The sequence below is a fragment of the Candidatus Zixiibacteriota bacterium genome (assembly GCA_035380245.1).
In the GTDB taxonomy this organism is placed as follows: domain Bacteria; phylum Zixibacteria; class MSB-5A5; order GN15; family FEB-12; genus DAOSXA01.
Map to the genome: position 1 here is coordinate 1,364,089 of DAOSXA010000001.1, position 26,968 is coordinate 1,391,056.

The following is a 26,968-nucleotide window of genomic DNA, read 5'->3' on the forward strand; positions in this document are numbered from 1 at the left end:
GAGTCCCTGATTAGCCCGGATCGATGGAGCCGATGCCTCCCATTTCACAACGAAAAACGCTCGGCGAAGCGTATATCACTCGCCGAGCGTTCCGCTATTTTGATTACGACTGCCGACGTCGATTCGGTCAGTCACGTCATGTCGATTGATTCTACTCCAGGCGCTCCCGCTCGGCTGCGGCCTCGCGTGCCTTCTCCAACTCCAACTCCGCTTCGAGCGCTTTGAGTCGAGCCTCTTTGGCCTTCAGCTCGTAATAGCGCAGGTCGGTCACATAGTCGGTTTGTGGTTGGCCCGTTTCGTCGGTGTAGGATACTGCTGTCGCCTCGGGATCGTCGCCGGGGTAGGAGGATACTGTATACACTGAGCCATACGAAGTAGGGAAGTACATCGCCGTCATGCGATAACGCCCCATGTTGATATCTTCGGCAACGGTGTTCGTTCGCTTTGCCTGAAGGTAGTAGGTGTAGGTGCCAGCAGACGATTCGTAGAAAACTCGATCAACCGAAAACGGAATGGCTGTGGAATATAGGATTGAACTAGAGGGATCGCAGAATACATAGATCGCCTGATTCGTTACAGTCGATGTGGCCAGATTGCTAATTTGTATGTATACCCCGGAGAAGACATCGCCGAAAAACGAAATGTACCCACTGCTGGACAGGTAGACATAACCCGCCTCGGGCAGGTTGATGACCACGCTGTCGTATGGGGCATAGCTGTCACCCAACTCTTCTGTTGTGGATCCGTTTCTGACGGTGTGTACGATGCCCGGCTCATTGAACAACTCGTCCGAGTTAACAGAGCTTTCGGGAAGGATCGCTGCGTTGTCGCCGGTCGAACCTCCATCCAACTCAACCGTCGTTGTTCCGTCCGGGTCGGTAAGGCGCAGAAGTCCTCCCAGGCTGTATCTGGAATCGAGGCTGGCTGTTTTTGTCCCGTTGTGCTGATGGAGATAGAGAGAGCCATAACTGGTGCCGAACAGGATGGAGGACATGTGTCCGGAATTGTATAGATACATGTTGGCGGCACTGGAGGTCAGTTCGAGTTTGCCCACATCCTGGCCGCCTTCTGTCTGGAAATACAGTTCACCTCTGAGAGTATCCCCGTCGGCTCGGAGATACGGATCTCCGGCTATTTCATAGGCTGTGTCGGCAAACAACGACTGGAACGAGAATCCGACGCTGGTAATCCGCTGGCGCGGGATGATGTTGCCGTAACCTCCTATGTAAACATTGAGAAACAAATCTGTTCGATCGATAAGCATTTCGGGAAGTAATTCTGAATTTTCGCCGAGGTTATAACTGAAAAGACCGTTGGTAACTTTAACTTTGACCGTACCGCTGTTCCAGATTACATCCCCATGAGAGGTCGAAGTCGAATCGTTCCAGAGGCTGAACGCCATTTCATATATATCATCCGTGACCGGCTGATCGTTATCGTCAGCCAGTCGACCCTGGTAGTTCACCAACAACGGAATGTCGGCTAGCGCCGTACCGGCTGAGAAAACCACGATAACACAGATCATGGTAATCCGAAATGCCTGGCTCAGCTTCATTATGTCTTTCTCCTGAAAAATTAATTACGTGTAGCTATATTTATCGGTATTGGTAGTATTGTATTGAATCTAATTTAGCTGCAATCGCGCGGTATCAAAGACAAATCGCGGTTTTCCCGGCAGAAAAAAGACATAAAAGGAAGAGTTTTTTGGCAGTCGCTCGGTTATGGTATCGACAGCTAAAAAAGTTAGCGAACTATAACCGTGGAGCGGTTGGGGAGACGTTATAGATGTTCTTCGCCGCCGTAGGTCGGCAGTTTGCGAAGTTCCTTCTCGAATACTTCTACCACACCTGTAACAGCTCCCGGCAGAGTTTCCGACCGGATATGGCGGCCCGTGTACATATCGTCCCAACGGGTGTTGTATTTTGCCAGAACCGTCAGACGGTCACCGTCAAGATCGTACAGCGACATTTCTGCGTAGGTGTCGACTCCATCCATCGAATGTCTGATGGACAGATCCAGGACAACCAGGGCGTCTTCATCGAACAATCCCGCAAATCGTTTCCATGAGTGATCGGTATATTGTGACCAGTCCGGTTCCTGCTGGCGGAGCCTCGCTTCGACCGAGCCGGTAGAATGAACCGTGAATAATCCCGTCTCGTTGAGTTTTGAAAACAGCAACGAATCAGCCAAGGCACAGGCCCGGTCGCCGTCGAGTTCGTAATCGGGCATAGTGAGACGCATATAAGCTACCGTCTCCGGGTCATCGGTGTCATACCCTTCTTCGGGGATAATCACCAAACAGGGCCAAAGCGCTATCGTCTTGATCGAATCGAGAGCGTAGGCGCGAGGCAGATAAACCTGTTTGTGGATAGAGCCGCAAGTGCAGAGAGAAAAGCTGATTCCTGTTACCAGCAGCAGCAACAATCGCCTGGGCAACCTTTTCAGCATTTTTCTCCTCTTATCAAATAATTTTGATAGACCGGGATCCTCGTGATCCCGGTCTATACCAATGTGGTGTCGGATTAACGATCGCAACTCATAAGTCAGGTCCGCCTTCGTCTTCGGATCTGACGACGGGGGCTGCCGATTACATCCTCAGAATCGCTATAACTCAGCCCCCGCGAGCCGTGCAGTGGCGATGATCAAATCACGACCGCGCAGGATACCTGCCAGGTTACCTTCGCACACTACCGGAATGTTAATCAGGCGGTGCTCCACCAGCAGGTGGACCGCCTCCATCAACGGTGTGTTGACATCGACGAAGACCTGTTCCAGGATAAGTCCCTCGATCGTTTTATTCCCGAACAACTTGCTCTGAGCCAGCAACATTCCGGTGAAATAGGTCGCATAGGGGGAATGCCGCAGGGCGTCCGGAATCAGCAGGGTCAGTAAATCGGAAAAGCGGATCATCCCCAGGAATTTTTCCTTCCGGTCGTATACTAAAGCCGAACGCACCTGGCCGTATATCGAATCGGGAGGAATCGGTTTGCGATAGGCCTCGGCGATTGCTTTTAACACCGAGGTCAACGGTTCATCGACATACACCTTGGGGTACAACTCCGGCGGCGCCATTAACTCGGAGATAGTCGGCTCCTTCATCAGGTCGGTCATCTCGCGCGACAGAAGCCCCCGGATACGTTCGCTCAATTGATCGACTTCGACCGGTTTTTGCAGGAAATCCACGATCTCCAGCCTGATACCGGCCAGAGCGGTGTTGAAATCACCGTGCCCGGTCAGCATGATAACCGGCAGGTCCGCTTCGCTTTTGCGTATTTCTTTGAGTGTCTCGATTCCGGACAGCCCGGGCATCATCTGATCCAGAATAACGATATCGAACTGATTGGCCTTGATCGTACGGAGACCTGCTTCGCCGTCCGGTGCTTCACTTACCTCGAAACCGCGCCGCGATAATCCCTGCGATATGGCCCTTCTGAAATCCGCCTCATCGTCGATGATAAGGAGCCGGATTTTGGTATCTTCTTTAGTCATAATAATTCTCTCCTTAGCATCAGCCGTTTAATAGGCTGTGAGACCGCTAAATCCGAGTATACTCCAGTAGAATATACTAACCAACAACAGGACGGCGAACGCAATAACCGTACAGATGATGCCCGCTCTCAGGAAATCCTTCGCCGTCAGATAACCGCTCGAATAAACGATTGCATTCGGCGGCGTGCCTATCACCAGCAAATAAGCCATGGATGAAGCACAAGCCGTGGCCATGCCCATGAACGGAACCAAAGTTGTTCCGGGATTGGAGACCGCCGCCATGGAGAGGGTGATCGGTCCCACCGAAGCCGCCGCCGGTCCGTCCGCCATCAGGTTGGTCATGAACACCGTCACACCGCTTCCGGCTGCGAGCAAAGCAGTCCCGGAGGCGATCCCAATCGAGGCCAGCCCTTCCACGATCGAACGTGCGATCCAATAAGCCGCGCCGGTCTGATCGAGCGCCCGACCGAACACGATCGCCCCGGCGTACAGCCAGACCACGCCCCAGTCGACTTTTTCATGATAGTCGCGCCAGTTGACGATCCCGGTCAGCAGATAAGCCACCGCTCCGGCCACAGCGATCACACCGATTCCCAGACGGATACCCGTCAGGTCGAGAATCAGGTTTTTCTCGGTGACCCAGCCCAGGAACATCAGGACGAAAATTACCACCGCTATGATCTGCTGCCGATTCCATCCGCCCATGTGTTCGATGTCTTTCTTGAGCGCCGTCATCGCCGGTCGCAGGTCGCTGATTTTCGGCTTGAAGACGCGATTGAGTGTGAACCAGGTAATCGGCATCATCACCAGCACGAACGGCATGCCGTAGATCATCCATTGACCATAACCGATGGAAAGCCCGAACATGTCCTCCATGTAGGTCATCATGATCACGTTGCGAGCGCCTCCCGACGGTGAACCGAAGCCGCCGATATTGCAGGCCATGGCGATCGTGATCATCAGCAGTTTGGCCAGTTCGTTGTCTTCCGGATTAGTTTTCGAGAGACTGTTGCTGTAGAGCACGATCCCGATCGGCAGGAAGATCGCCGCCAAAGCATGATCGGAAATGAACGATGCTGCCGGCGAAATAACCAGGATCATGATCGCCGTCACCCAGGCCACGCTCGGTTTGGCCAGACGTCTGAAGATCATCAGGCAGATGCGTTTATCAACTCCCGTCTTCACGAACGCGGCCGCGAACATCAAACTGCCCATGATAAACCAGACGGCGTCGGACCAGTAAAGCTGGGCGATCTCGCTACGCCCCACGATTCCCGAAAAGACCAGGATCAGACCTATACAAAACGCTACCCCCGGAAGCGGCATCGCTTCGGTCATGAAACAGACAACGACGAACGCGACCATGGCGATACAGACGAGGATATGCTTTGCCCATTCATCGACTCGTTTTTTCTGCTTATCGGTGAGCATGTCATAGCTCAGTTTGTCGTAGCGAAGGGCTCGCGCCTGAGCCAGCAGCCCGTCAACTTCGGCCTTCTCCATTGCCCCGATAAATTCCTGAAATTTCGAGAAATGGCTTTCATCGAAACTCAGGCCCATGTTCTTGAAATCCTTCGGTTTTTTCTTGAGCAGTGTCTCTTTCTTTGACGCCCCCTGCATCATTACACCATTCATAGCCTCGACGGTGAACATCTGCCATTGTTCCACGTCCTGGAATGGTGTGGTAAAAATCTCCTTAGCCAGGAAATCCTCCACACATTCCCGACCTACCGAGTATTCCACGGCCACATCCAGCATGCTGGCCGGAATCGGCAGCAACAGAATCACCACGAAAAGGCCAATTGCAATGGAGAAGCGCTTGTAATCGATATATCGATCGTAAGCGCTGATCTTAGCCTTCAGTTTCTCGCCCATGCCTTATTACTCCTGGTTGAACTCCTCAAATCCCAACATCATTGCCTGATTCGATTCCCGGTCAGTCGGTGTACCGCCGACGGATTTCATCGATCAATTCGCGTTGCTGGGCCTCAATGAACTGCTGCCGTTGCTTATAGAGCCGGCGGATTGTTTCCACCAACTGTCCTATATCCGGCGGTTTCTTGAGATACTCGCTGGCCCCCAGCTTCACCCCTTCCATTGCGGCCGACACCGAAGGATGCCCCGAGAGGAGAATCACCTGGATACTCGGATGTTTCTCCTTTACCTGCTTCAATACCTCAATGCCGTCCATCCCCGGCATCTTGACATCCAGTACCATGACATCGACCAGTTCTTCCTGCAACAATTCGAGCGCTCGAGGTCCATTGTCCGCCGTGAGGCAATGCATCTTACGTCTGCGGAACAGGCGTTGAAGCGAATCCAGTAGCTCTGTTTCGTCGTCGACCAGCAACACACTGATCCCTTCGGCGTCGCCGCCGGCGTTGTCGTCTTTGTCTTCGACCACGTTATTCTGTGCGGCCTTTTCGACTGCCTTGAGAATCTTCTGCGCCAGTTCTTCCATCTCGACCGGTTTGGCGAGATAGTCGGCGATACCCTGCTTCGAGGTATCGAACGCATCGTTGACCGAGGGATGCCCGGTTAAAATTATTACCGGAAGGCTCGGGAAACGATTGTTGATCTGGCTGAACACCTCGAGGCCGTCGATGTCAGGCATTTTAACGTCCAGCACGACCACGTCGAACGTCTGTTGCGCTAGTTTATCCAGCGCCGTTACGCCGTTGGGCGCGACGGTGACGTTGAATCCGCGCCGGGTCAGTGCCTGCGACGTCGCCAGGAGAAACTCCTCCTCGTCGTCGACCAGCAGCAGTTGCACCGGCTGTTTGTTTGAATTCATGCTATCTATTCTCCAACTTGTTGGTTCAGTCTTGCTTTTGATAAGCGAGGATGAGTCGCACTGCCGTACCGACACCCATCTCGCTGCTGATTTCTATTTCACCGCCCCAGGAACGCACGATGCCGTAACAGACCGAGAGCCCCAGCCCGGTTCCTTTGCCGACCGGTTTGGTCGTGTAAAAAGGCTCCAGTACCCGGTCGAGATCCTCTGGTGGAATGCCCGTTCCGGTGTCGGCGACTTCGATTAAAACCCGGTCGATATCGAGCGCCGCACGAATCGTGATCGTCCCGCCGTTGGGCATGGCATCGAAAGCGTTATTGATCAGGTTCACGATCACCTGTTCGATTTCGATCTGATCGGCCATGACCGGCGGCAGCCCCTCTTCCAGATAAAGCTCGATGCCGATGTTGCGTAGACCGGCCTGGCGCTCCATGAGACCCTTGATTTCCTTCAATCGTGGAGCCAGTTCGGTCGGTTCTACGTGCGACTCCTTGCTGCGCCCGAACTGGAGCAGTTTCTGGGTGATCGCTCCGCATCGTCGCACCTGATTGAGGCAACGCCGAACCGACTCCATCGCCTGTTCCAGATCCTCCTTGCCGGAGTTGGGATCGCTGAGAATGTCGTTGATGTTGGTTTGCTCGGCGCTGATGATTGCCAGCGGATTGTTGATTTCATGAGCCAGGCCGGTGGTCAGTTCGCCGATCGAGGCTAACTTGGCCGACCTCACGAAAGCTCGCGAAATCTCCTCCCGCTCCGCCGTCACCCGGTCGATCTGACGAGTCAGATGCCAGGTCGCCAGAACCGTCGTTAATATCAGAATCACGAACGCCGCCAGCACCACATAAGCCCCCCGTGCGATGGCCTGATCCACCGGCGCCCGTACCGTTGCCACGTCCTGCTGCACCACCAGCAGCCAGCGGTTGTCGTTGATCCAGGTCATTACCCGAATGAACTCATGACCGTCGGTTTTAACTCGCGTATCCTGTAAACCGGGGAAAACCGTCAGGTCCTCCAACGAAGAGGAGTCGAGCAACTGTCCTCCGGGAGGAGTGGTCTGATAGCGTCCGCTTCGATTCACGATAAACACTTCGCTGCTGTCGGCCTGAAACTGAGCCTTGACCATCTCATCGAATTGAGCGCTGTTCACCGTTGCCCTGATAACCCAGGTTCGACCGTCCTTAGAGGCTCGAACCGCGATTACACAATGCGGCACCTGCCGATAGCCTAAAAACATGTCACTCACATAATGACCGCGTGCCAGCACCTCCCGAAACCAGTCGGCGTCCCGGTAATTGCGAGTCTTAAGATCGTACGGACCGACATAAGCCAGATGATCCCCGGTTTGATCGATCACCCCTAAATCGACGAAACCGTTGTCGGTGATTTCGTTGAGATTCGCAAAAAGCTCCTGCAGACGATCCGTCTTTTTCAACTCCGCCAGCGAGTGATTGGTCGCAATCGACTGCAACAACTGCCGGCGACCGGCCAGATGAGACTCGATGGCATCGGCATTATGCTGTACCGACCGGCGTAACAACTCTGAAGATTTCTGCTCCAACAGGTCCCCAAACACCTCCCAGGAGCCGAACCCGGCCAGCAACAGCGGCAACATCGCTGCCGCCAGCAACACCGCAACGATACGCCACTTCAGAGATCGATATCCCTGCGTGACGCGGGCTATGAAGGGTTGTTTATCGTTATCTGTCATTGGACATCCTTTCCAATTATGATTTTTTTCTCAATAAAGCAAACGATGGGCCAATTGCTTGTTGATAGGTTTAACTGCATAATGATCAGATACTTAACAATGCGATTAAGGTTGACATGATCATAATATCATTCTAAAATAGAATGAATGATTCTATAATAGAACCTTTCCGTCTTTTGGGAAGCCTCGATTCCATGCTGTAGGAGTTGTTATGTCCGAAGACCTCTCTTTACCTTCTTATTTAGCCCCGATCAAGAGCCCTGCTTTCCGTGAGGTGCTGGAGCTGGCGCGCATGGTGGCAGAATTTGATTCTTCCGTGCTGCTCAGCGGTGATACCGGGGTCGGTAAGGAGGTGGTCGCCCGATTCATACACGACCATTCTCGTCGCCGGGAGCGGCCGATGTCAACCATCAACTGTGCCGCTCTGCCGTCGGCGCTTTTGGAGAGTGAGTTATTCGGACACAAAGCGGGGTCGTTCACCGGAGCGATTGCCGACCGGGTCGGATTGTTCGAGCAAGCTGCTCGCGGTACCGCGTTTCTGGATGAAATAGGGGATGTCGAGGGTTCGATTCAGGTCAAATTGCTGCGAGTGTTGCAAGAGAGGGAAATTTTACGCATCGGCGAAAACACCCCGCGTCGAGTCGACATCAGAGTGATTGCCGCCACGAATACCGACTTATCCGCGGCTGTGGAGGAAGGCCGCTTTCGCAAGGATTTGTTGTTTCGTCTGCGGGTGGTTGAGATTCGTGTCCCGCCCCTGGCCGAGCGGCGGGAGGATATTCCGCTTCTTTGCGATCATTTCCTGACCGAGCTGTCGACTCGCATGCACCTGCCGGACCTCCGACTCGCCGAAGAATGCCGTACTTGTCTGACCGAGTACACCTGGCCCGGCAACGTGCGCGAACTTTATAATGTTATGGAGCGCGCGGCGATTTTCAGTCGGGGTTGCACTATTGGTGTCGAACACCTGCCTGCCGAACTGCGCGAACGGCAACAGTTGCCCAGGGCGGTTGGCCTCTTCGTTCCGCGTACCCTCAGGGAAGTCGAGGGGGAACATATCTTACGAACGCTGTCTCACACCGGCGGCAATCGTCCGCAAGCGGCTGAAATCCTCGGTGTGAGTCCCTCGACGCTCTGGCGCAAGCTGAAGGAGATGGAGGGGGGAAGCTCCCGCTAAGAGAAATATCCCGGTTCGATTGGCGGTTTGCTGTAAGCCCGACGGTTGAATGGTCCGTTATATCGTATACTAGGCGGTCGGCCTCGATGAGATATCACCGCGATGCTTGTCCGGACTCAGTGACTGGCGCGTTGCCCGGCGGCGCTCGTCGTTATCGAGGATCGCTTTTCTGACCCGGATGGACCGAGGTGTGACCTCGACCAGTTCATCGTCACGAATCCATTCCATCGCCTGTTCCAGAGTCATCTTGCGAGGCACATCCAGTTTGACACCGATATCTTTCGTCGAAGATCGGTGATTGGTGAGGTTTTTGCGTTTGGTCGGATTACAGGTGAAGTCATCATTTCGCGAATTTTCGCCGACAATCTGGCCCGCATAAACTCTCTCAGTCGGCTCGATAAACACCACCGACCGTTCCTGCAGGCTTTCAATGGCGTAGGCCGTAGCCGGGCCGGTATCGATACTGATTACCGAACCCTTGGTCCCGGCGACATAATCGCCGCGCCAATAACCGTAACCGACAAATCGCGAGGCCATAATCCCCAAACCTCTGGTGTCGGTCATGAACTCCGACCGGTAGCCGATCAGGCCTCTGGTTGGAATCTCAAAGGTCAGGCGAACGGTGTTAGTCCCGCCGTTCTCGACCGAAGTCAATTCACCCTTGCGCCGCGCTAACTTCTCAATCACCGTTCCCTGGTATTCTTCGGGAACGTCGATACTGAGATGCTCGATCGGCTCCATTAACCGGCCCCGGTCGTCGGTGCGTGTTATCACCTCGGGACGGGAGATACAAAACTCCAGGCCTTCACGACGCATTTCCTCGATAAGAATCGCCAGGTGCAGCTCTCCGCGACCCGACACCTTGACGCCGTCCGGGCGACCGATGTCGGCCATCCTTAGCGCCACGTTCACCCTGAGCTCTCGCTCCAGACGTTCCTTGAGTTGCCGGAGCATGATAGCCGTTCCTTCCTGTCCCGAAAACGGTCCGTTGTTGACCAGGAAGAACATCGACAAAGTCGGCTCCTCGATCTCCAGAGGTTTGAGCGCTTCATTTTCATCTTCGCTCCCGGAGAACGTGTCGCCGATACTGATTTCCGGCGGACCGGCCAGCCAGACAATATCGCCGGCCGAAATCTCATCGGTCTCGATTCGTTTGAGACCGCGCGTAACCCACATGTATACGCCTCTGGCTTTGGAGGTATTGGTTACCTTCCAACCCTTGTCCGGCGAACCGGGATCATTCAAGCGCGTCACCATTCGCGTGAATTCTTCGCCTATTTTAAGGCTGCCGCGAAGCACTCGTCCGCATCCGATCTGGCCCACATAATCGCTCCAGTCGAGTGAACTTACCTGCATCAGAAATTCACCTTCCTGATTGACCGGAGGAGCCGGAACCTCGTCCACGATTGTCTGGAACAGGGCATCCATACCCTTGCGCTCGTCTTGCTCCAGGTCACGTACGAACCACCCGTCGAGTCCTGAGCCGTACAGCACCGGGAAATGCGCCTGTTCATCGGTGGCGCCCAGTTCAATGAAGAGATCGAAAGTTTTATTGAGAGCATAATTCGGACGGATATTCTGACGATCCACCTTATTGACGATGACAATCGGGCGAAGTCCCAATTTCAGGGCCCGCATCAGCACATAGCGAGTCTGGGGCATCGGTCCCTCGCTTGCATCCACCAACAGCAAAACGGAGTCGACCATCGACAACACCCGTTCCACTTCGCCCGAAAAATCCGCGTGACCGGGGGTGTCGATGATGTTGATCAGGTAATCGTTCCAGGTCACCGAGCAATGTTTGGAGCGAATCGTAATGCCTCGTTCCCGTTCCAGAACATTGTTGTCCATGAGCCGCTCGGCCACATCCTGGTTCTCCCGGAAGGTTTGGGTGGCTTTAAAAACGGAGTCGATAAGAGTTGTCTTTCCGTGATCGATGTGCGCTACGATGGCGACGTTTCTGATGTGGGCGATGTCTGTCATTGGTCTATTCTACTCAACTTAAGAGATGTTCGATCCGGTTAACGGGCTCCGGGTAGCGTTTGTCTTGCCCGGTTTCTTCCCGAAGAACCCTTGCGCCGCGGTCGGCCTCGTTTCACTGTCCTTCCCTTGAACGGCGCCGAGTCAACTTTGTTCTGCCGATCTTCAAGCCGTCGAGAGGGAGCCGCGGCCGTTTTCTGCGCGGTTTTGGGATTTGCCGGTCCCGCCGTCTGCCTGCCGGCCGAACTCGGCGTCAGATGCGCCGCCGGCAGCTTGGGCAGTTTGGGCAGGGTGGAAACGTTAAGCTTCATCTTCATGAATTTCTCGATATCGCGGACGGAGCTTTTCTGGTCGGCGTTGGCGAACGAGATAGCATGGCCGGTCTGACCGGCGCGTCCGGTCCGGCCGATGCGATGGACGTAGTCCTCGGAGTTGGCGGGCATATCATAGTTCACGACCAGCTCGATCCCGGAGACATCGATCCCGCGGGCAGCGATGTCGGTCGCTACCAGGATCTGATAATCTCCTTGTTTGAAACCGTCCAGAGCGCGCCGCCGCTGACCCAGCGTCCGATTGGAATGAATCTCCGCCGCCGCAAAACCCATTTTGTTCACCTTGGCGGTGAGACGACTCGCCATCCGTTTGGTGCGAGTGAATACCAGAACCGGTCCGGAATAACGCTTCAACTGGACCGCCAGCAACTGACTCTTGTCGTGGTTGTTGACGAAAAACATCTCGTGGCTGACCTCAGTCGGGGTCGTACCGGAGCGGTCGATCTCGATACGCACGGGATCATCCATCATCCTGGCGGCTATCGCCTCGATCTCGGCCGGCATGGTCGCCGAAAAGAGCATCGTCTGACGGCTCTCCGGGGTCGCGGCCACTATTTTCTCGATATCCTTGATGAATCCCATGTCCAGCATCCGGTCCGCTTCGTCCAGCACCAGCATTTCCACCCGCGACAGATCGACTGTCTTCCGGGCAATATGATCCATGAGTCTTCCCGGCGTGGCCACGATAATGCGCGGGTTTTTCTGCAGGGCCGTCCGCTGCAGCGACATCGACGCGCCGCCGATCAGGACCGCTGTGCGAATGCCCGTCCCTCGCCCGAGCCCCCGCAGCACTTCATCCACCTGCAACGCCAACTCACGCGTCGGCGCCAGAATCAAACCGATACTCCTCTTCAACTTCGCCAGTCGCTGCAACATCGGTACGCCGAAAGCCACCGTCTTGCCCGAACCGGTCCGGGCAATGGCAATGACATCTTTGCCGGCCAGTCCGGCCGGGATCGAGGCCCGTTGGATCGGCGTCGGCGTGGTGTATTCAAGACGGTCGATTCCCGCCAGTAATTTCGAGGCAATTCCTAAATCGGTGAAGTCGCTGTCGGCGCTTCGGTCTGTTCTGTCTTCTCTCACAAGTCTTCTTTCTAAGGCACAGTCAATAGCTACAGGTTCAGTCTCAATTAATTCTCTCGTATGGTAATCCAGGGGGGAATTAGTCGACGGGGGAATAAACCCACGTTTCGAAATTTGTCAAGGATAAAGAGGTTAGGTCTCTGTTAGCCAGGCCCACCAGCTCCACGGGCTCGACGGACTCATTGTCCCCCTTGCCATTACACTGGCTCGTTGCCGCTCGTACAGGGGGCAGTCATTTCCCTCCAACATGACGCTATGGACCTTCTTGAGTCAATTTCATCATCTGACTCAACCGGGGCGCTCTCCTGATGCCGCCACAATAGTGTAGTAGTGCGCCGGCTTCTATAACCTTTGGGACTCTTTCTTGTTTCTCTAAGCGAAAATAAGTCCTATCTTCGTGCCTTGACCCAATCCACGTGGAATTGCAGGACCAATAATCTGGAGTAGCTATGTCGTTAGAACCCGGAAGCAAGCTGGGTCCTTATGAGATCATTGAGAAAGCCGGTGCCGGTGGCATGGGCGAAGTATACAAGGCGCGGGACTCGCGGCTCGATCGGATCGTTGCGATCAAAATTCTGCCCAACGCCATTGCCGGCATGCCCGATTTCAAGCAGCGTTTTGAGCGCGAGGCAAGGGCCATTTCCAGCCTCAACCACGCTCACATCTGTACTCTTTACGACGTCGGCCAACAGGATGACTGCGACTTCCTGGTCATGGAATTTCTCGAAGGGGAGACCCTCTCCGAGCGTTTGCAGCGTGGGCCCGTACCCTACGCCGAGATGCTTCAGATCGCCGTGCAGGTCGCCGGCGCTCTCGACGCTGCCCATCGGCAGGGATTGGTCCATCGCGACCTAAAGCCCGGCAACGTGATGCTCACCAAAGAAGGCGCCAAGCTGATGGACTTCGGTCTCGCCAAGATGGCGACCGGCGGGGCGGCCGCTCAAGCCGTTACCGCAATCACTCAGACCACTCCCTTGACCGGCGTTGGGACCATCCTTGGCACCATGCAATACATGTCCCCGGAACAACTCGAGGGTAAAGAGGCCGACGCCCGCTCCGACATTTTCGCCTTCGGCGCTCTGCTCTATGAATTGGCCACCGGCAGGCGCGCCTTCGAGGGCTCCTCACAAGCGACTCTTATCGCCGCCATTATCGAGCGCGAGCCTTCGCCCATCTCCCAGACCATCCCGAACATGCCGCCCCTGTTTGAGCGCCTCGTTCAGAAGTGTCTTGCCAAAGATCCCGCCCGCCGCTGGCAATCGGCAGCCGATCTCTGCGATGAACTTCGCTGGATTTCTCAGGCGGGGTCGCAGGTAGGTCTTCCGGCTCATGTGGCCCGGCGACGCAAGTTCAAATTCACCGTAGCCCGTGTAGTCGGAGCGGTGGCCGTCGTAGTGTCTCTGGTGCTGGCCTGGCTGCTCTTCAGCCGACCAGCGGAAGTCCACTACACCAACCGGTTCATTTTCAGCCCGTCCCGAGAAAGCCGCGAAATCGTTTCCGTCAACTGGTCACGCATCTCGCCCGACGGCCGACTGATTGCCTTCCGCGCCACTGACACCCTCGGGAACAACCTGCTCTGGATCAGGCCGATGAACTCGCTCGAGTCATACCCGCTGCGAGGGACCGAGAACATAGCGCGTCAGTTCTGGTCGCCCGACTCCAGGTATCTGGCCTTCTTCAAGGCCAACCAGCTCTACAAGATTCCGGTCGCCGGCGGACCCACCCAGCTCATTTGTGAGGCGAGTGGGGCTGATGGCAACTGGGGAAGCAAAGGCTTCGTTATTTTCGATAACGCGGCATCGGACACCCTGAGGTATGTCCCGGCCTCGGGCGGCACGCCGCAAATTGCCACAAAGCTCGACAGTGCCGCAGGCGAACAATCTTCCGCCTGGCCCTGGTTCTTGTCCGACGGCATACACTTTCTCTACGTGTGCTACACCAAAGAAGGCCGGCGTCTTAAGGTGGGGTCGCTGGAGTCAGACGAGTCATCAGTGATCTTCAACGAGGACCAGATGGCCAACCTGTCATCGCGGGTAGAGTTCTGCAGGCAGGGGTATCTGCTGTTCATAAGAGACAAACTGTTGCTGGCTCAGAAATTCGACGAGAACAAGTTCAAGCTGATCGGTGAGCCGGTGCCGGTCGCCCAGGGAATCGATTTTTCGGGCAATGCCTCCACCTTTGGGACATCGGACAACGGCGTTCTCCTGTACCAGCACACCTCCACGTCGAACCTGTCCGAGTTGGTTTGGGTGGACCGCACGGGAAAGGTTCTCGAGAAGGTTGGTGAGCCGGACAGCTATCGTGACATTCGGCTTTCGCCGGACAACTCCAAACTGGCCTTCAGCTTGTTCGATGAGCATGGAGACAACGAGGATATCTGGATCAGGGATTTCAAACGGAACCTTGTCTCCCGCCTTACCTTCGACAAGCCTTCCAACATTGGACCCGTCTGGTCACCGGACGGGAAGTACATAGCCTACGGTGAGACCGACGACCACTATTTCAAGTCGGCCTATAAGCGGGCCGACGGCCAGGGCGCGGTACACTATCTGCCAAACCTTGACACACTGATCACTGTACCATTCTCCTGGCCGAATGACAGCTCTATTTATCTCATCTGTGCCGGCAACGGCTTTGACGTCCTGCGTTACAACCTGAACGACTCAACGGCTACCCCCGTTCTGACTTCAAAGTACCGTGAGATTTTCCCGACAGAGTCCAACAACGGGAAGTACCTGCTTTATTCTTCCGACGAGTCCGGTAAGAGTGAAATGTATGTCAAAGAATTGGGAGGGACTCAGGGACGCTGGCAGATTTCCAACGACGTCGGCTACATGCCCTGGTGGAGCCATAACAACCGGGAGATCTTCTATGTGGGCATCGCCGACGGCCTGAATGTGGTCGATGTCTCGATGGACGGAGGGAAGTTCGAGATTGGCCAGCCGGTGCAGCTTTTCAGGCAGCCGCTGAGCATCGGCGGGTTCAATATGTCCAGGTATGCTGTTTCTAACGATGCTCAGAGATTCCTGCTGAACAAACCGCTGGAATCCAAGAATGATGACGAAATCATCATCGTTCAGAATTGGTTGGAAGAGCTTAAATCGCACGACTGACCGTCGTCTCCGGAGCGTTGTACCACCCCGGAGACTTCGAAGTTTGCTCAATCCGGTTATCTGACGACCTGCCGTCTCGGCTCGGTCATTCTTTTCGTGGCCGAGTGAATCAGCAGGTGCAGAACGATCGCGGCATCCTCCTCGCTCAGACGGCAGAATTGATAGCCGGACTCGTACTCGACCGCGAATTCACACCGGTGACTCCACATACACTTAGCCTCGAAGTTGAGATACTCGCGACCGAAAACAGGCTTGGGTAAACTCACCCGGCAGGATATAAGAGTCCCCGATTCAACCGCCTGTTTGCTGATCAGGCGCACCCCGAGGGTGCTCAGGTCGACCAACTCGCCGATCTGGCGATAGCTGTCCTTTTCGTAGACGGGGAGCTTCTCCTGGAACTCGAACCTGGTCGCCTGGCGGCACCTCGATTGCCATCGGCTAGGGCAGCCGCTCCAGCTTGAACGTGTTGACCACCTTCGGATCGGGACAACAAAACGTTCCCTCGCCCTCGGTCTTTTCCCAGGGGAACGACCCGCCGTAGCGCAGCGTCGTGATAAACGGCAACAACGAACCGAATGCTCCCAGACAGATTCCGGCCGGGGTATGTCGGCCGACGATAAACTCATCACCGACTTTATGTCCGGCGGGGCATTTCCCCAACTGCGAGACCAGCGTGACTTTTACATCATGGCGTTTGCTCATACTGCCTCAATTCATTTGAGTGCCGCCGTTTACCGGCAGGTAAGTACCGGTGACGAAATTCGCCCATTCGCTGCAATAGAACAAAACCACCCCGGCGATATCCTCCGTTTCGCCGACGCGCCGCAGGGGAGTATGCTGGGCGACAGCCTGTTCCATCTGCGGCATACGGGCGGCGGTGGCATCGGTCCGGGTCAGGCCCGGGGCGACTACGTTGACCCGGATCCCCAACGGACCCAGCTCCAGAGCCAGTGATTTGGAGAATGCATCCAAAGCCGACTTGGCGCTGGAATGCGCAATGAAGCCCGGTCCCGGATGCCGAGAAAGGCCACTGCTGATGATAACGATACAGCCCTGCTTACGTTGGGCCATACTTGCTGCCGCGACTTGACAACAATGGAACGCAGCACTCATTTCGTGCACCAGTTTGTGTTCGAATCCGTCCCAGGGGAACTCGAGAAACGGCTGTACCGGGAAACTCATGTTGGCGTTGTTGACGAGAATATCTACCGGGCCGAGTTCCTTCTCGGTCTGCTTTACCAGCGCCTCGACCTGCTCGCGCACCGATGTATCCGCCTGGATTAAAATACCCGTGCCGCCGGCTTTTTCGATTTCCGTCAGCACCTGTTTACCGGCCGCTTCGTTCTGCTTGTAGTTCACCGCTACTTTGGCGCCCTCCTGCGCCAGCAACTTGGCCGTGGCCGCACCGATCCCTCGGCTTGACCCGGTCACGATCGCTGTTTTGCCCTGTAATATCATGACACGATCTCCTTCTTGATAGGGACTTCTTCTTCTACACCCATAGCCGCTCCCCGCACGACTGTAAAGAAAAAACGGATTTATGATATCTCTGCCGGAGAACCGCATGGCGTCGGTTGAAACCGGGACTTATATTTCACGTATCGAAAACAGACGCCCACAAGACAGGTGACGCATAAAATGGTTCTCTAATACAAGTCCTCCGATCAAACCATCCCGTCGAACTTCGGCGGGAGTAATCCCGTAACTTATCCGCCTGTCTCGTTCCCGGGGAACTAGCGGGCAAAGGACGTATCATGAAACCGACTATGCGCAGATATCTTTACGATGATGACTATTGGCGAATCCGCCGCTTTTTGAGAGAAACCCTGATCCTTAACGACCGCCGCCAGATCAACTGGGATGTCGCGCGTTTCGATTACTGGCGCTGGCACGGTATTCTTAACATGGGTGACGGCACCCTCGAGGACGATGTCTTCATCTGGGAAACCGATCGGGGTGAAATCGCGGCTGTGCTTAACCGCGAAGCTCCCGGCTCGGTGTTTCTGCAGCTTCATCCCGACCACTGTTCCGATGATCTACGCGTCGAGATGATCCGTATCGCCGAGGCACACCTGACCGCGCCCAACGATGCCGGTCGCCGTGAGTTGCACATTTGGGCGGGGGAGGAAGACCATGGTCTTCAACAACTCTTACAGGAGGCAGGCTTCAGGCGCGATGAACGGCGTTTCCCCGAGTCACAACGGATCTGTCGTTTGGACGGAGAGTTGATTCGCCGCGAACTTGCTCCCGGATACCGGGTGCGGCCGCTCGGCGACGTCGAGGAACATCGCGAACGCTGTCTTCTTTCCTGGCGAGTATTTCATCCCAACAACCCCGAACCGCCCGGCGACCTCGACTGGTACCACAACATTCAGCGCGGACCGTTGTACCGTCGCGATCTGGACCTTGTTGCGGTTGCACCCGACGGCCACCTGGCAGCGTTTGCCACGATCTGGTTCGACGATGTTACCCGCACCGGTCTTTTCGAACCGGTTGGGACTGACCAGGCGCATCAGCGCAAGGGCCTCGGTGCGGCCGTGTTGTCCGAGGGTCTCCGTCGCTTGAAGGAGCTCGGTGCAGACATGGCCTACGTCGGTTCATACACCGAACCGGCCCATGCCCTCTATGCATCAGTTGGATTTGAGGCGTATCGACGGCTCGAACCCTGGACCAGGCTCGTCTGATTGACTGCTTCATAACCTGCCGGGGCAAGCGATTGTCCCGGCAGCGGTGTCCAGCCCGTTCACGTTGTTCCGACCTCCCAGATTACATCACCATTTCTGTCGATAAGATTAATCTTCTCGGAAAAACGGGCAAATGAGACTATATTAGTTGGGAACCTGTCCTAAGTCCGAATCTTATGAACTAAACCGAGCTTGAGGGATCTTCGCCATGCCGTTGTTGAAAAATAAGGCAACTATCTATATCAAGGGTGCCGCAATGAAACAGTATTTGACTCGCACTGCTCTGCTGATCGTCAGTCTTTTCCTGATAATCGGATCGGCCCAAGCGGCCGTGCCGCAGCTTATAACCTACCAGGGTCGTTTGACCGGAACCGACGGCCAGCCGGTGGCCGATGCCACCTACTCAGTCGACTTCGCGATCTTCTCGACCGCTACCATTGGATTTACCTCACCGCTCTGGTCCGAGACGCAATCGGTGAACACCACCAACGGTCTTTTCACGGTGCTGTTGGGTGCGGTTAATCCCATGGATCCTTCGATATTTAACGGCGATGTCCGATACCTGTCGCTCATCGTCGAAGGCGGTGCGCAAAGCGATCCCCGCATCCCCATGGTCAGCGTCCCTTATGCGATGAATGCCGGCAACGTCAGCGGCTCGGACGAAGTAGTCTGTCATGACTGCGACACCGTGTTCATTAACGCGGTTGGTCCGGAAGAATTCACCGCCGCCGCCGACACAGCCCTGAAGGTAACCAACTCCGGGCCGGATGCTTTGGCCGGCATTGTCGCTCGGCTGGATGGGCAGACAGCCGATACTGTTTCCACTATCGTGGCCGGGGCGACCAACAGCAGCAGCGGCATCACCAGAGCCGGACTGTTCAAATCCGAATCCTCCGGTGACGGCGCCGTATACGGTATGCAGGCCACCGCTCGGTCGACGGGGACTACCTGGACGGTATACGGAGCTTACGGACGCGCCTCGCATACGGGCTCGGGCACAACCCACGGCGGGTGTTTTGAAACCGACCTTGAGGGAACAGGCGATCACATCGGCGTGCTCGGCCTTGGTCAGGGCCAGAGTAATTCGGCCACCTTCGGTCTGTACGCAGCTTCGATCAACTACGGTACCGGCAAGTCCCACGGCGGATTTTTCTCAGCCAACGGCGGCGCCAATCGCTACGGCGTTTACGCCGCTGGCTATACCACCACTGCTTCGGACTCGGCTTTCGGATCATACAACACCTCAATGAGCGGGGGCTCGGCACCGGCCATTGGAACCTACGGCCGAGCAACGAATTACGTCAGTGGCACCGCTATCGGTGGCCAGTTCCGGGCCGATGGAGAAAGCCATAGTGCCAAGTACGGACTGCAAAGCTATTCCTCCGGCAGCGGACAGGCTACGGCAATCTATGGCATGAGTGAAACATCCGGCGATTTCGATGCCTACGGTGCCTGGACCTTCAGCTCGAACAGCTCGACCGGAGATGCCACCGGCGGCTTTTTCGTGGGGTCCGCTTACGACGGGACCGGTTACGGCGGACGTTTTCAGGGAGACTCGTACAGCGGAGAGGTATACGGTATTCGCGCCATCGGCGCGCCGCGCACCGGCTCATCCAATGCCTATGGCGTGTACGGTTGGACGATGGACGGGCTTGCAGGTACTTTCACAGGCAATTCCTACACCGCCTATTTCGAAAACACCTTGCTCTATGGGACACCCTACGGTATCTACAGTCTTGTCGATGGCACCGAAACCTCGAGCTCAGGCTTCGCCCTCTACAGTCGTATTCAACACGCCGGTTCCGGCACCAGCTACGCAGGTTATTTCCTGTCCGACTCTACCGGTACCGGTTCCTCCTACGGTGTCCGCGCGGTCGGTCTCAGTAAGGGGACGGCCACTGTCTACGGCGCCGCGTGCGTTGCCGCCAACCGTTCCACTGCGTCGGCCTACGCCGGTTTCTTCGAGGTATACAACCTGGGCACGGGAGACCGTTACGCCATCTACGCCAAATCTCCCAACGTCGGCTATGCCGGTTATTTCAACGGCGACGTCCGCATCACCGGCGACCAGAGCGTGCTCGGCTCCAAATCGGCCGCGGTCGAAATAGCTCCCGGCGACTTTCGCCTCATGTACTCCCAGGAATCACCGGAATGCTGGTTTGAGGATTTCGGCGAAAGCCGCCTCGTGAACGGTCGTGCTCATATCGATCTCGAGGACCTCTACCGTCAAACGGTTAACACCGGCGAGACCTACCACGTTTTCCTGACCCCTCACGATGAGCCGGTCGTTCTCGCCGTTGCCAATCGCACCACCACGTCTTTCGAGGTAGTCGGTCCCGCCGGCAGCAACATCAGTTTCTCCTACCGCATCGTCGCCAAGCGGCAGGGTTATGAGTCAGTTCGCTTAGCCCACATGAAGGGGGACACGCCCGATGTCGTTGCCGCGAAAGTAGCCGCCGACGAACAGGCGCGCCTGTTGGACGAACAAACGGCCGCGGCGAGTCTCGAAGACCAGCCTGAACGACGGGCCAAAATACTCAGCGAACCTGCGCAGCCCAGCCAGGAATAACGCGTCCCCGACATAAGAGTCTGCCAATAGAGAAGCCCCGGTTATCGGGATTGTTGACAAACCTCAATCGCGGCGGAGACAAGCCCCGCCGCTACGCGTTGAAGGCCCCTAACCTCGCATAGCGGGCGGCCTTGTGTCGCCCGCATTAACAGAAGTGTCTTGCTGAACATCCGTGCGTACGGCTTTTTCAACAGCTCCTATCGCCGGGGCTTCTAAGTTTGTGCTGTTTGTGGCTCTATGATCGCTCGTTGAGCGAGTTGGCCGCGCGGAGGCCTTCCGCCACCTCCGGCAGAATCCCTTTAGCCAGGTAGATCGGTTGCACCAGTTTACCGTGCGCCGGAAGGCGCATCATGAATATCAAAGCCCCGACCACGCAGGCAACCCCGCCTGCCAGGATCGTGCCCGGAGTTCCGATTCGGCTTGCCAGACTGCCGGCCATGAGACTCCCGAGTGGGGCCATCCCGAAAAACGACATGGCATAGAAACTCATCAGCCGTCCCCGTTTGTCGTCGTCGACAATACTTTGCAAAACGGTGTTCGAGGAAGCCAGCGTAAGCATCATTCCCATCCCGACGAAAAACAACAGCACCATTGACAGCCATAGCTGACGGGAAAGTGAGAAAGCTATTAATCCCACCCCGAATATCAGGGCGGAAATAGAGATAACATTACCGAGTCCCACTATCGTTCGGCGTGAGGCTAAAAAAGCAGCTCCGGCAAGAGCTCCGAAACCGACCGAAGCCATCAGGAATCCGAGCGTGTGAGGCCCGCCGTGAAGAACATCGCGCGCAATCGCCGGCATCAATACCGCATACGGCATCCCCATGATACTGACCAGGGCAATCAGCAGGAGAATCCCGCGCATCGGAGCGAAACCGAACACGTATTTAAAACCGTCCTTGAAATCGGCCAGCATGTTGCCCGAGGACTTGCGGTGTTGTTGGGGTTTGAGTCTCATGGCCAGCAGGGCCGCGATAACCGCGATAAATGAGGCTGCGTTCAACGCGAAACAGGCCCCTTCGCCGACTGCCGCAATCACTACTCCGGCGACTGTCGGCCCGATCAAACGTGCTCCGTTGACCATGGTCGAGTTAAGGGCAATAGCGTTACTCAGGTCCTCACGGTGTTCGATCATTTCGATCATCAGCGATTGTCGTGAGGGCATCTCGAACGCATTGACCAGGCCCAGCAGGACACCCAGAGCGATGATGTGCCAGACCTCGACCAGGTTGGTCAGTACCAGTATCGCCAGAATCGTAGCTTGTATGGCCGAGATAATCTGGGCTGTCAGCAGAATCCGGTATCGGCTGAAGCGGTCGACCAGCACCCCGGCAAACGGCGCCACCAGAAAGGTCGGCAATTGTGAACTGAAACCGACAATACCGAGCAGGAAAACCGAATCGGTCAACCGATACACCAGCCATCCCTGGGCTATTCTCTGAATCCAGGTACCGATTAAGGATACTCCCTGCCCCATGAAATAGAGTCGGTAGTTGCGCGATTGCAGCGCCCGGAGAACGAACTTGATTGAGGATGTCCCGTTGTTGTCCTGCTGTTTCATAGCAATAATCTTTCGATCATTCCCACTCAAACACTTAACTGCCTCAAAGGTTGCAATCGGCAACAAAGATAAGCAGTCCGGGATCGGATAGCTATGGGGATTTTGTCGGGATTATATCTGATCTGCCCGGAGTTTTTATGCCTGCGGAAGGTCGGATAACCTTTCATCAATTCGGTATCGGTCAGGTCGCATCTAAGCGTAAGCTATCACAAGTGACAATAAGCCTTAACAGGGCGGGAACTCTGTTCCCCGGCAATCGTATTATTCATAGACCAAACTGTCGACAGGGAGATACGATTGCGCCTGTTCTTTATTTTCGCGGCTGTTTTTCTGGCCGCCAACGTTCATGCAGGGGAGAGCCCCGTTAACCAACCGATCCGTCTGGCTGCTTACACGCTCGAACAGCCGGATTTCAACTGGCAAACCCGCACCACCGCCCACTATCGCATTCACTACCTGCCCGGCTCGACCGCCGAGCGGCAGCTTGACAGTCTCAGCGCATATAACGAGGAAATCATCACCCGGCACCTGGCGCTGCTCAACGAGACTGCTTTCGATCGGATCATCGACCTGTTCTATTTCGACTCACGTGAACAGATCGAGTCGATCGTCAGTAAGCCGTTTCGCGCTCTCGCCGATGCCGCGAGTATGACGGTACTGGCCGTTCGCAACGACTCCGACCGGGCCCGTGACGCCCATGAGATCATGCACGTCGTTTCGTTCGATCTCTGGGGCGGCTGGGATCGCCGCAACGACCTGGCCTGGCTCTCGGAAGGGCTGGCAACCCGGGCGGACGACCCCTGCAACGGCTATAATCAAACCGAACTGGCGGCGCACATCCTGTTCAAAACGAACAGCGCCCCGTCGCTTGACTCCCTCGCTCTGTCCTTTCGTGAATATCCGGAGATGATCGGTTATATGCTCGCGGCGAGTTTCGTGGATTACGTAATTGACCGGCACGGCATCGATAAGCTGCACCGACTTTGGCAGGTCGGTTATGCCGGACTGGAAGATACCCTCGGATTATCCATTGCCGATATCGAACGGGATTGGATAACCTACGTCCGGGAGCGCTATCCCGATCCCGATGTCCCCGACTGGCCCGATCTCGAAAAGAACGGTTGCCGATAGGCCGCGCGAGCGGCAGATGTCCTCGCCTGCCCCATGACCAATGCCCGTCGTAAGGCAGGTCCGTCTTCGAACCTGCCCTTATGTTCCATTCCGGAAAAGGTTGTCAAAGCTCTTGAAATAAAAATCCCTTACCGAGCAATCACGAATACTCGCCCCTCTTGTTCGGGATCGGCCAGCGGGATCGACAAGGCCTGCATGCGAGCGAAATAGATATTTTCCCAACCGGTGTCATACAATGCCTGTCGTACCCGCATCATGTCGAAAGCCGTATTGTACACGGTTTCGTCAAACCGCCGGAATCGCCCGTCGGAATCCTTCACGAATCCCGTGATCGTGGTCCAGGCACGATCACCCTGCCCGTCGTAAACACCGCGTGTAATGATAAGGGTGTCGTCTTTTCCATCGTGAACGTTGATATTGTTCCATTGTTTAAGTCCGCGTCGTGTGTTGAGATCGAAGATGAACCAACCGTCACAAATCCCCCTGACGCACCGGAAACAACCGGTCAGAGCCTCTTCGTTCGCGAGATGATTGAGTGAGTCATAGGTCGAGACCACCAGGCCGAATCGTTCGTCAACGGCAAAATCGGCAGCATCAGCTTTGATAAATCGAGCCGAGCCGGCTTCAATGTACGAGCGGGTGTTTTCCTCGGCAAACCGAAGCATGTGCTCGGACAGATCCAGTCCGACCACCCGATACCCCTCTTTCAAAAAATATGCCGCTAACTGACCGGTGCCGCAACAGAGGTCCAGCAACGTCTTGTTGGGACTGTCGCTGGAAATAGTGGAATAAAATTCGTGAAGTAACGGGGCAACCTGCGCTACATAGCCACCCCATCGGGCGTTGTAAACGCGAGCGAATTCAGCACGGTATGCCTGCACTGAGATTTCCTTTCGATCCGGGTGACGGTATTAGCTGATCATTGTTGATACAGTATCGTTAATCCGCGGTTGAAGTTACAAGCACTTTTAGACATTACCGGTTAAGGTCGAGGACAACTAAATAGCCATACTTAACAAACCGTACCGAAGAACAGGAGAAATTCAGGGCCACCGATCCTGGTCATGAAATGAAAACTTTGACAACAGGTTCGGAGACAAATCGTCTTCAGACCGACCGTCATCGAATAAGATATGTGATTGCCGAATGGCGGAGTCGGGTTTATTTCTATGATGGAAGTTGAGCCGTCGGAAACCGGCTGACATCGCTCACTTTCTGAACTTATGTAGAGTATGGATTATCGCCCATGAATATACCGTTGTCTGCCGAACGCGTATCGGCGGGGTTTCCCTCCCCGGCCGACAGTCATATCGAGGCTCCGCTCGATCTGAACGCCTATCTTATCCGCCACCCGGCCGCGACTTTTTTCGTTCGCGTCGCCGGTGATTCCATGATCGGCGCCGGAATCTATTCCGGGGATATCCTGATCGTCGACCGATCCGTAGAGGCGACGGACAAAAAAGTGGTCATTGCGATAGTTGACGGAGAGTTGACGGTCAAGCGGCTGCGAATACATGAAGGTCGCATCATACTGCTTCCGGAAAACGATGCTTACCCGCCGATATCCGTTGAGGACGGAACCGAGCTTGAAATATGGGGAGTGGTGACTACGGTCATCCATCCCGTGTAATTGATCTCAAAAGAGTATCATGTCCGGCACCGAAGCTACATCCATCGCTTACACGCCCGGCGCGCTTGACCGATGTTTTGCGCTGGTCGACTGTGATAATTTCTTCGCCTCCTGCGAGCGGGTCTTTAGGCCCGAGCTCAAAAATCAACCGGTCGTGGTGCTGTCCTCCAACGACGGGTGCATCGTGGCCCGATCCAACGAAGCCAAGGCGCTGGGGATAGGTATGGGAGAGCCGTTTTTTCAATGTCGCCGGCTTATCGAAAAACATCGGGTAAACGTGTTTTCTTCGAACTTCCCGCTGTACGGCGATATGTCCCGGCGCGTTATGGCCATACTTTCGCGTTTTGCTCCGGAGATGGAAATTTACTCGATCGATGAGGCTTTCCTTGATCTGCGCCGCTGCGATCATCTCGCTCGCTGCGACAATCTGACCGAATATGCTCACACCATCCGTGACACCGTGAAACAGTGGACCGGCATACCGGTTTCGATAGGTATCGCTCGCACCCAGACCCTGGCCAAAATCGCCGCCCACCTGGCCAAGAGATCGGCCAAAGCGAAAGGAGTTTTGGACCTCACCGATTCACCATTTATCGACCAGGCTCTGGAAAGCGTGGAGGTCGGAGACGTATGGGGGGTCGGCTGGCGAAGTACCGAATGGCTCGTCGGTCGGGGGATCACCAATGCCCGGCAATTACGAGATATGGACGACAAAACGATCTCTCGGAAAATGGGGGTGACGGGCGTCCGCCTGATCTATGAACTGCGGGGGATAAGTTGCTTCTCGTTGACAACCGTCCCGCCGCCCTCCAAGTCGGTTATTTCTTCTCAGTCGTTTGGCCATAAGACCGATTCTCTTGAGACGGTCAAGGGAGCGGTCGCCTCTCATATCGCCGCTGCCGCGGAAAAAATGCGCTCTCAACATCTGGCGGCCAAAGAGTTGACGGTGTTCATGATGACGAATTGTCCCGACGGAAAATACGGCAAGAACAATCATTCCACCGGCATCAGTCTGCCCCAGGCAACCAACGATACGGCGGAGTTGATTCATTATGCGATGCAGGCCGCGGACATAATTCACCGCAAGGGATATATCTACGTGAAGGCGGGAGTTATGTTCAGCAACCTCATACCGGAAAATCATGTGCAGGCGACGTTGTTTACCGCGCCTGACAACGCCAATAAGAACAAGAAACTGATGAACACGATCGACCGCGTGAACACGAGCATGGGGCGCGGAACCCTGCGATACGCCGTCCAACTGCAGGCTTTGTCGTCGCGAGCCAAACACGAACACGGCCGTTTCCGCTACACGACCAACTGGCAGGAGTTGGTCGTGGTCAAGGCCGTATAGTTAATTGGCGACCAATGTTCCGGTCTGTCTCTGTACAATCTACTCCGGAGAACGTCGCTGGCTGGTGGCCCACCCGTCCACGGGTGGGATTTGAAATCATATTGACAACTAAATTTCGTGGGCGGCAGACCTCCCGGTCTGCCCCTGCAGCAGCCTTGCCAGTCGTAGCGCGGGATCCCTGCGATCCCGCGCTTTATCGTAGGCATCGCTGGTGGCCCACCCGTCCACGGGTGGGATTTGAAATCATATTGACAACTAAATTTCGTGGGCGGCAGACCTCCCGGTCTGCCCCTGCAGCAGCCTTGCCAGTCGTAGCGCGGGATCCCTGCGATCCCGCGCTTTATCGTAGGCATCGCTGGTGGC

The 26,968-nt window shown here is 55.5% G+C and carries 20 protein-coding genes; 7 read left to right on the top strand and 13 right to left on the bottom strand.

Features of this window, described 5'->3' with window-relative positions; genetic code table 11:
• Positions 1-151 precede the first annotated feature (151 nt).
• The 6 genes from PLF13_05130 to PLF13_05155 all read right to left on the bottom strand — a co-directional run bounded on the left by PLF13_05130 (position 152) and on the right by PLF13_05155 (position 7,991).
• Entirely contained in the window at positions 152-1,555 is a 1,404-nt protein-coding gene (locus PLF13_05130) for a hypothetical protein (GenBank protein ID HOP06659.1), read from the bottom strand.
• 224 nt (positions 1,556-1,779) lie between these two features.
• Entirely contained in the window at positions 1,780-2,448 is a 669-nt protein-coding gene (locus PLF13_05135) for a hypothetical protein (GenBank protein ID HOP06660.1), read from the bottom strand.
• A gap of 156 nt (positions 2,449-2,604) precedes the next feature.
• Positions 2,605-3,489 carry a response regulator gene (locus PLF13_05140; protein ID HOP06661.1) on the bottom strand — a complete coding sequence of 295 codons (885 nt, stop codon included), beginning with the start codon at positions 3,487-3,489 and terminating at the stop codon, positions 2,605-2,607.
• A gap of 27 nt (positions 3,490-3,516) precedes the next feature.
• Complete coding sequence (locus PLF13_05145) at positions 3,517-5,364, bottom strand: DASS family sodium-coupled anion symporter (protein HOP06662.1); 1,848 nt, start codon at positions 5,362-5,364, stop codon at positions 3,517-3,519.
• Between the two features lie 61 nt (positions 5,365-5,425).
• Positions 5,426-6,283 carry a response regulator gene (locus PLF13_05150; protein ID HOP06663.1) on the bottom strand — a complete coding sequence of 286 codons (858 nt, stop codon included), beginning with the start codon at positions 6,281-6,283 and terminating at the stop codon, positions 5,426-5,428.
• Positions 6,284-6,308: 25 nt separating this feature from the next.
• A complete protein-coding gene (locus PLF13_05155) occupies positions 6,309-7,991 on the bottom strand; it encodes an ATP-binding protein (GenBank protein ID HOP06664.1) in 1,683 nt (560 codons plus the stop codon).
• Between the two features lie 211 nt (positions 7,992-8,202).
• On the opposite strand from PLF13_05155, the gene PLF13_05160 reads away from it, so the two are divergent.
• Positions 8,203-9,168, top strand: coding sequence for a sigma-54 dependent transcriptional regulator (locus PLF13_05160; protein HOP06665.1), 966 nt, complete (start codon positions 8,203-8,205; stop codon positions 9,166-9,168).
• Positions 9,169-9,237: 69 nt separating this feature from the next.
• Here the strand turns inward: PLF13_05160 and typA are convergent, their stop codons facing one another.
• Both typA and PLF13_05170 read right to left on the bottom strand, forming a co-directional pair.
• Entirely contained in the window at positions 9,238-11,151 is a 1,914-nt protein-coding gene (typA, locus tag PLF13_05165; protein ID HOP06666.1) for a translational GTPase TypA, read from the bottom strand.
• Positions 11,152-11,189: 38 nt separating this feature from the next.
• Entirely contained in the window at positions 11,190-12,563 is a 1,374-nt protein-coding gene (locus PLF13_05170; GenBank protein ID HOP06667.1) for a DEAD/DEAH box helicase, read from the bottom strand.
• A 449-nt stretch (positions 12,564-13,012) separates the two neighbouring features.
• On the opposite strand from PLF13_05170, the gene PLF13_05175 reads away from it, so the two are divergent.
• On the top strand, positions 13,013-15,676 hold the full coding sequence (locus PLF13_05175; protein ID HOP06668.1) for a protein kinase: 2,664 nt from the start codon (positions 13,013-13,015) through the stop codon (positions 15,674-15,676).
• Between the two features lie 56 nt (positions 15,677-15,732).
• On the opposite strand, the gene PLF13_05180 is transcribed toward PLF13_05175, so the two are convergent.
• The 3 genes from PLF13_05180 to PLF13_05190 are packed head-to-tail and all read right to left on the bottom strand — an operon-like array spanning position 15,733 to position 17,134.
• Positions 15,733-16,158: a PilZ domain-containing protein gene (locus tag PLF13_05180; GenBank protein ID HOP06669.1), complete on the bottom strand. Its 426-nt coding sequence runs from the start codon at positions 16,156-16,158 to the stop codon at positions 15,733-15,735.
• The gene (locus tag PLF13_05185) at positions 16,115-16,378 is read right to left on the bottom strand and encodes a TIGR04076 family protein (protein HOP06670.1); all 264 of its coding nucleotides are present in this window, start codon (positions 16,376-16,378) and stop codon (positions 16,115-16,117) included. The genes PLF13_05180 and PLF13_05185 overlap by 44 nt, the downstream gene beginning before the upstream one ends.
• Positions 16,379-16,384: 6 nt before the next feature.
• Positions 16,385-17,134 (bottom strand): SDR family oxidoreductase, encoded by a 750-nt coding sequence (locus tag PLF13_05190; GenBank protein HOP06671.1) that lies wholly within the window; start codon positions 17,132-17,134, stop codon positions 16,385-16,387.
• 296 nt (positions 17,135-17,430) lie between these two features.
• Here PLF13_05190 and PLF13_05195 point away from each other — a divergent pair, with 296 nt between their 5' ends.
• Positions 17,431-18,360 carry a GNAT family N-acetyltransferase gene (locus tag PLF13_05195; GenBank protein ID HOP06672.1) on the top strand — a complete coding sequence of 310 codons (930 nt, stop codon included), beginning with the start codon at positions 17,431-17,433 and terminating at the stop codon, positions 18,358-18,360.
• A gap of 208 nt (positions 18,361-18,568) precedes the next feature.
• Positions 18,569-20,929 (top strand): hypothetical protein, encoded by a 2,361-nt coding sequence (locus PLF13_05200; GenBank protein HOP06673.1) that lies wholly within the window; start codon positions 18,569-18,571, stop codon positions 20,927-20,929.
• 235 nt (positions 20,930-21,164) lie between these two features.
• Here the strand turns inward: PLF13_05200 and PLF13_05205 are convergent, their stop codons facing one another.
• Complete coding sequence (locus tag PLF13_05205) at positions 21,165-22,490, bottom strand: MFS transporter (GenBank protein ID HOP06674.1); 1,326 nt, start codon at positions 22,488-22,490, stop codon at positions 21,165-21,167.
• A gap of 297 nt (positions 22,491-22,787) precedes the next feature.
• Here PLF13_05205 and PLF13_05210 point away from each other — a divergent pair, with 297 nt between their 5' ends.
• Entirely contained in the window at positions 22,788-23,621 is an 834-nt protein-coding gene (locus PLF13_05210) for a hypothetical protein (GenBank protein HOP06675.1), read from the top strand.
• Between the two features lie 128 nt (positions 23,622-23,749).
• Here PLF13_05210 and PLF13_05215 read toward each other — a convergent pair whose 3' ends face one another.
• Positions 23,750-24,502, bottom strand: a complete 753-nt coding sequence (locus PLF13_05215) for a class I SAM-dependent methyltransferase (GenBank protein HOP06676.1) — start codon at positions 24,500-24,502, stop codon at positions 23,750-23,752.
• A gap of 365 nt (positions 24,503-24,867) precedes the next feature.
• On the opposite strand from PLF13_05215, the gene umuD reads away from it, so the two are divergent.
• Together umuD and PLF13_05225 are read left to right on the top strand one after the other, a co-directional pair.
• Positions 24,868-25,251 carry a translesion error-prone DNA polymerase V autoproteolytic subunit gene (gene umuD / locus PLF13_05220; GenBank protein ID HOP06677.1) on the top strand — a complete coding sequence of 128 codons (384 nt, stop codon included), beginning with the start codon at positions 24,868-24,870 and terminating at the stop codon, positions 25,249-25,251.
• Positions 25,252-25,270: 19 nt separating this feature from the next.
• Positions 25,271-26,605: a Y-family DNA polymerase gene (locus PLF13_05225; GenBank protein ID HOP06678.1), complete on the top strand. Its 1,335-nt coding sequence runs from the start codon at positions 25,271-25,273 to the stop codon at positions 26,603-26,605.
• Positions 26,606-26,968 lie beyond the last annotated feature (363 nt).

What these genes read in the sequence shown, in the direction of transcription:
- PLF13_05130 (HOP06659.1), bottom strand. Translation starts at nt 1,555, where the DNA reads ATGAAGCTGAGCCAGGCATTTCGGATTACCATGATCTGTGTTATCGTG.
- PLF13_05135 (HOP06660.1), bottom strand. Translation starts at nt 2,448, where the DNA reads ATGCTGAAAAGGTTGCCCAGGCGATTGTTGCTGCTGCTGGTAACAGGA.
- PLF13_05140 (HOP06661.1), bottom strand. Translation starts at nt 3,489, where the DNA reads ATGACTAAAGAAGATACCAAAATCCGGCTCCTTATCATCGACGATGAG.
- PLF13_05145 (HOP06662.1), bottom strand. Translation starts at nt 5,364, where the DNA reads ATGGGCGAGAAACTGAAGGCTAAGATCAGCGCTTACGATCGATATATC.
- PLF13_05150 (HOP06663.1), bottom strand. Translation starts at nt 6,283, where the DNA reads ATGAATTCAAACAAACAGCCGGTGCAACTGCTGCTGGTCGACGACGAG.
- PLF13_05155 (HOP06664.1), bottom strand. Translation starts at nt 7,991, where the DNA reads ATGACAGATAACGATAAACAACCCTTCATAGCCCGCGTCACGCAGGGA.
- PLF13_05160 (HOP06665.1), top strand. Translation starts at nt 8,203, where the DNA reads ATGTCCGAAGACCTCTCTTTACCTTCTTATTTAGCCCCGATCAAGAGC.
- typA (HOP06666.1), bottom strand. Translation starts at nt 11,151, where the DNA reads ATGACAGACATCGCCCACATCAGAAACGTCGCCATCGTAGCGCACATC.
- PLF13_05175 (HOP06668.1), top strand. Translation starts at nt 13,013, where the DNA reads ATGTCGTTAGAACCCGGAAGCAAGCTGGGTCCTTATGAGATCATTGAG.
- PLF13_05185 (HOP06670.1), bottom strand. Translation starts at nt 16,378, where the DNA reads ATGAGCAAACGCCATGATGTAAAAGTCACGCTGGTCTCGCAGTTGGGG.
- PLF13_05190 (HOP06671.1), bottom strand. Translation starts at nt 17,134, where the DNA reads ATGATATTACAGGGCAAAACAGCGATCGTGACCGGGTCAAGCCGAGGG.
- PLF13_05195 (HOP06672.1), top strand. Translation starts at nt 17,431, where the DNA reads ATGAAACCGACTATGCGCAGATATCTTTACGATGATGACTATTGGCGA.
- PLF13_05200 (HOP06673.1), top strand. Translation starts at nt 18,569, where the DNA reads ATGCCGTTGTTGAAAAATAAGGCAACTATCTATATCAAGGGTGCCGCA.
- PLF13_05205 (HOP06674.1), bottom strand. Translation starts at nt 22,490, where the DNA reads ATGAAACAGCAGGACAACAACGGGACATCCTCAATCAAGTTCGTTCTC.
- umuD (HOP06677.1), top strand. Translation starts at nt 24,868, where the DNA reads ATGAATATACCGTTGTCTGCCGAACGCGTATCGGCGGGGTTTCCCTCC.
- PLF13_05225 (HOP06678.1), top strand. Translation starts at nt 25,271, where the DNA reads ATGTCCGGCACCGAAGCTACATCCATCGCTTACACGCCCGGCGCGCTT.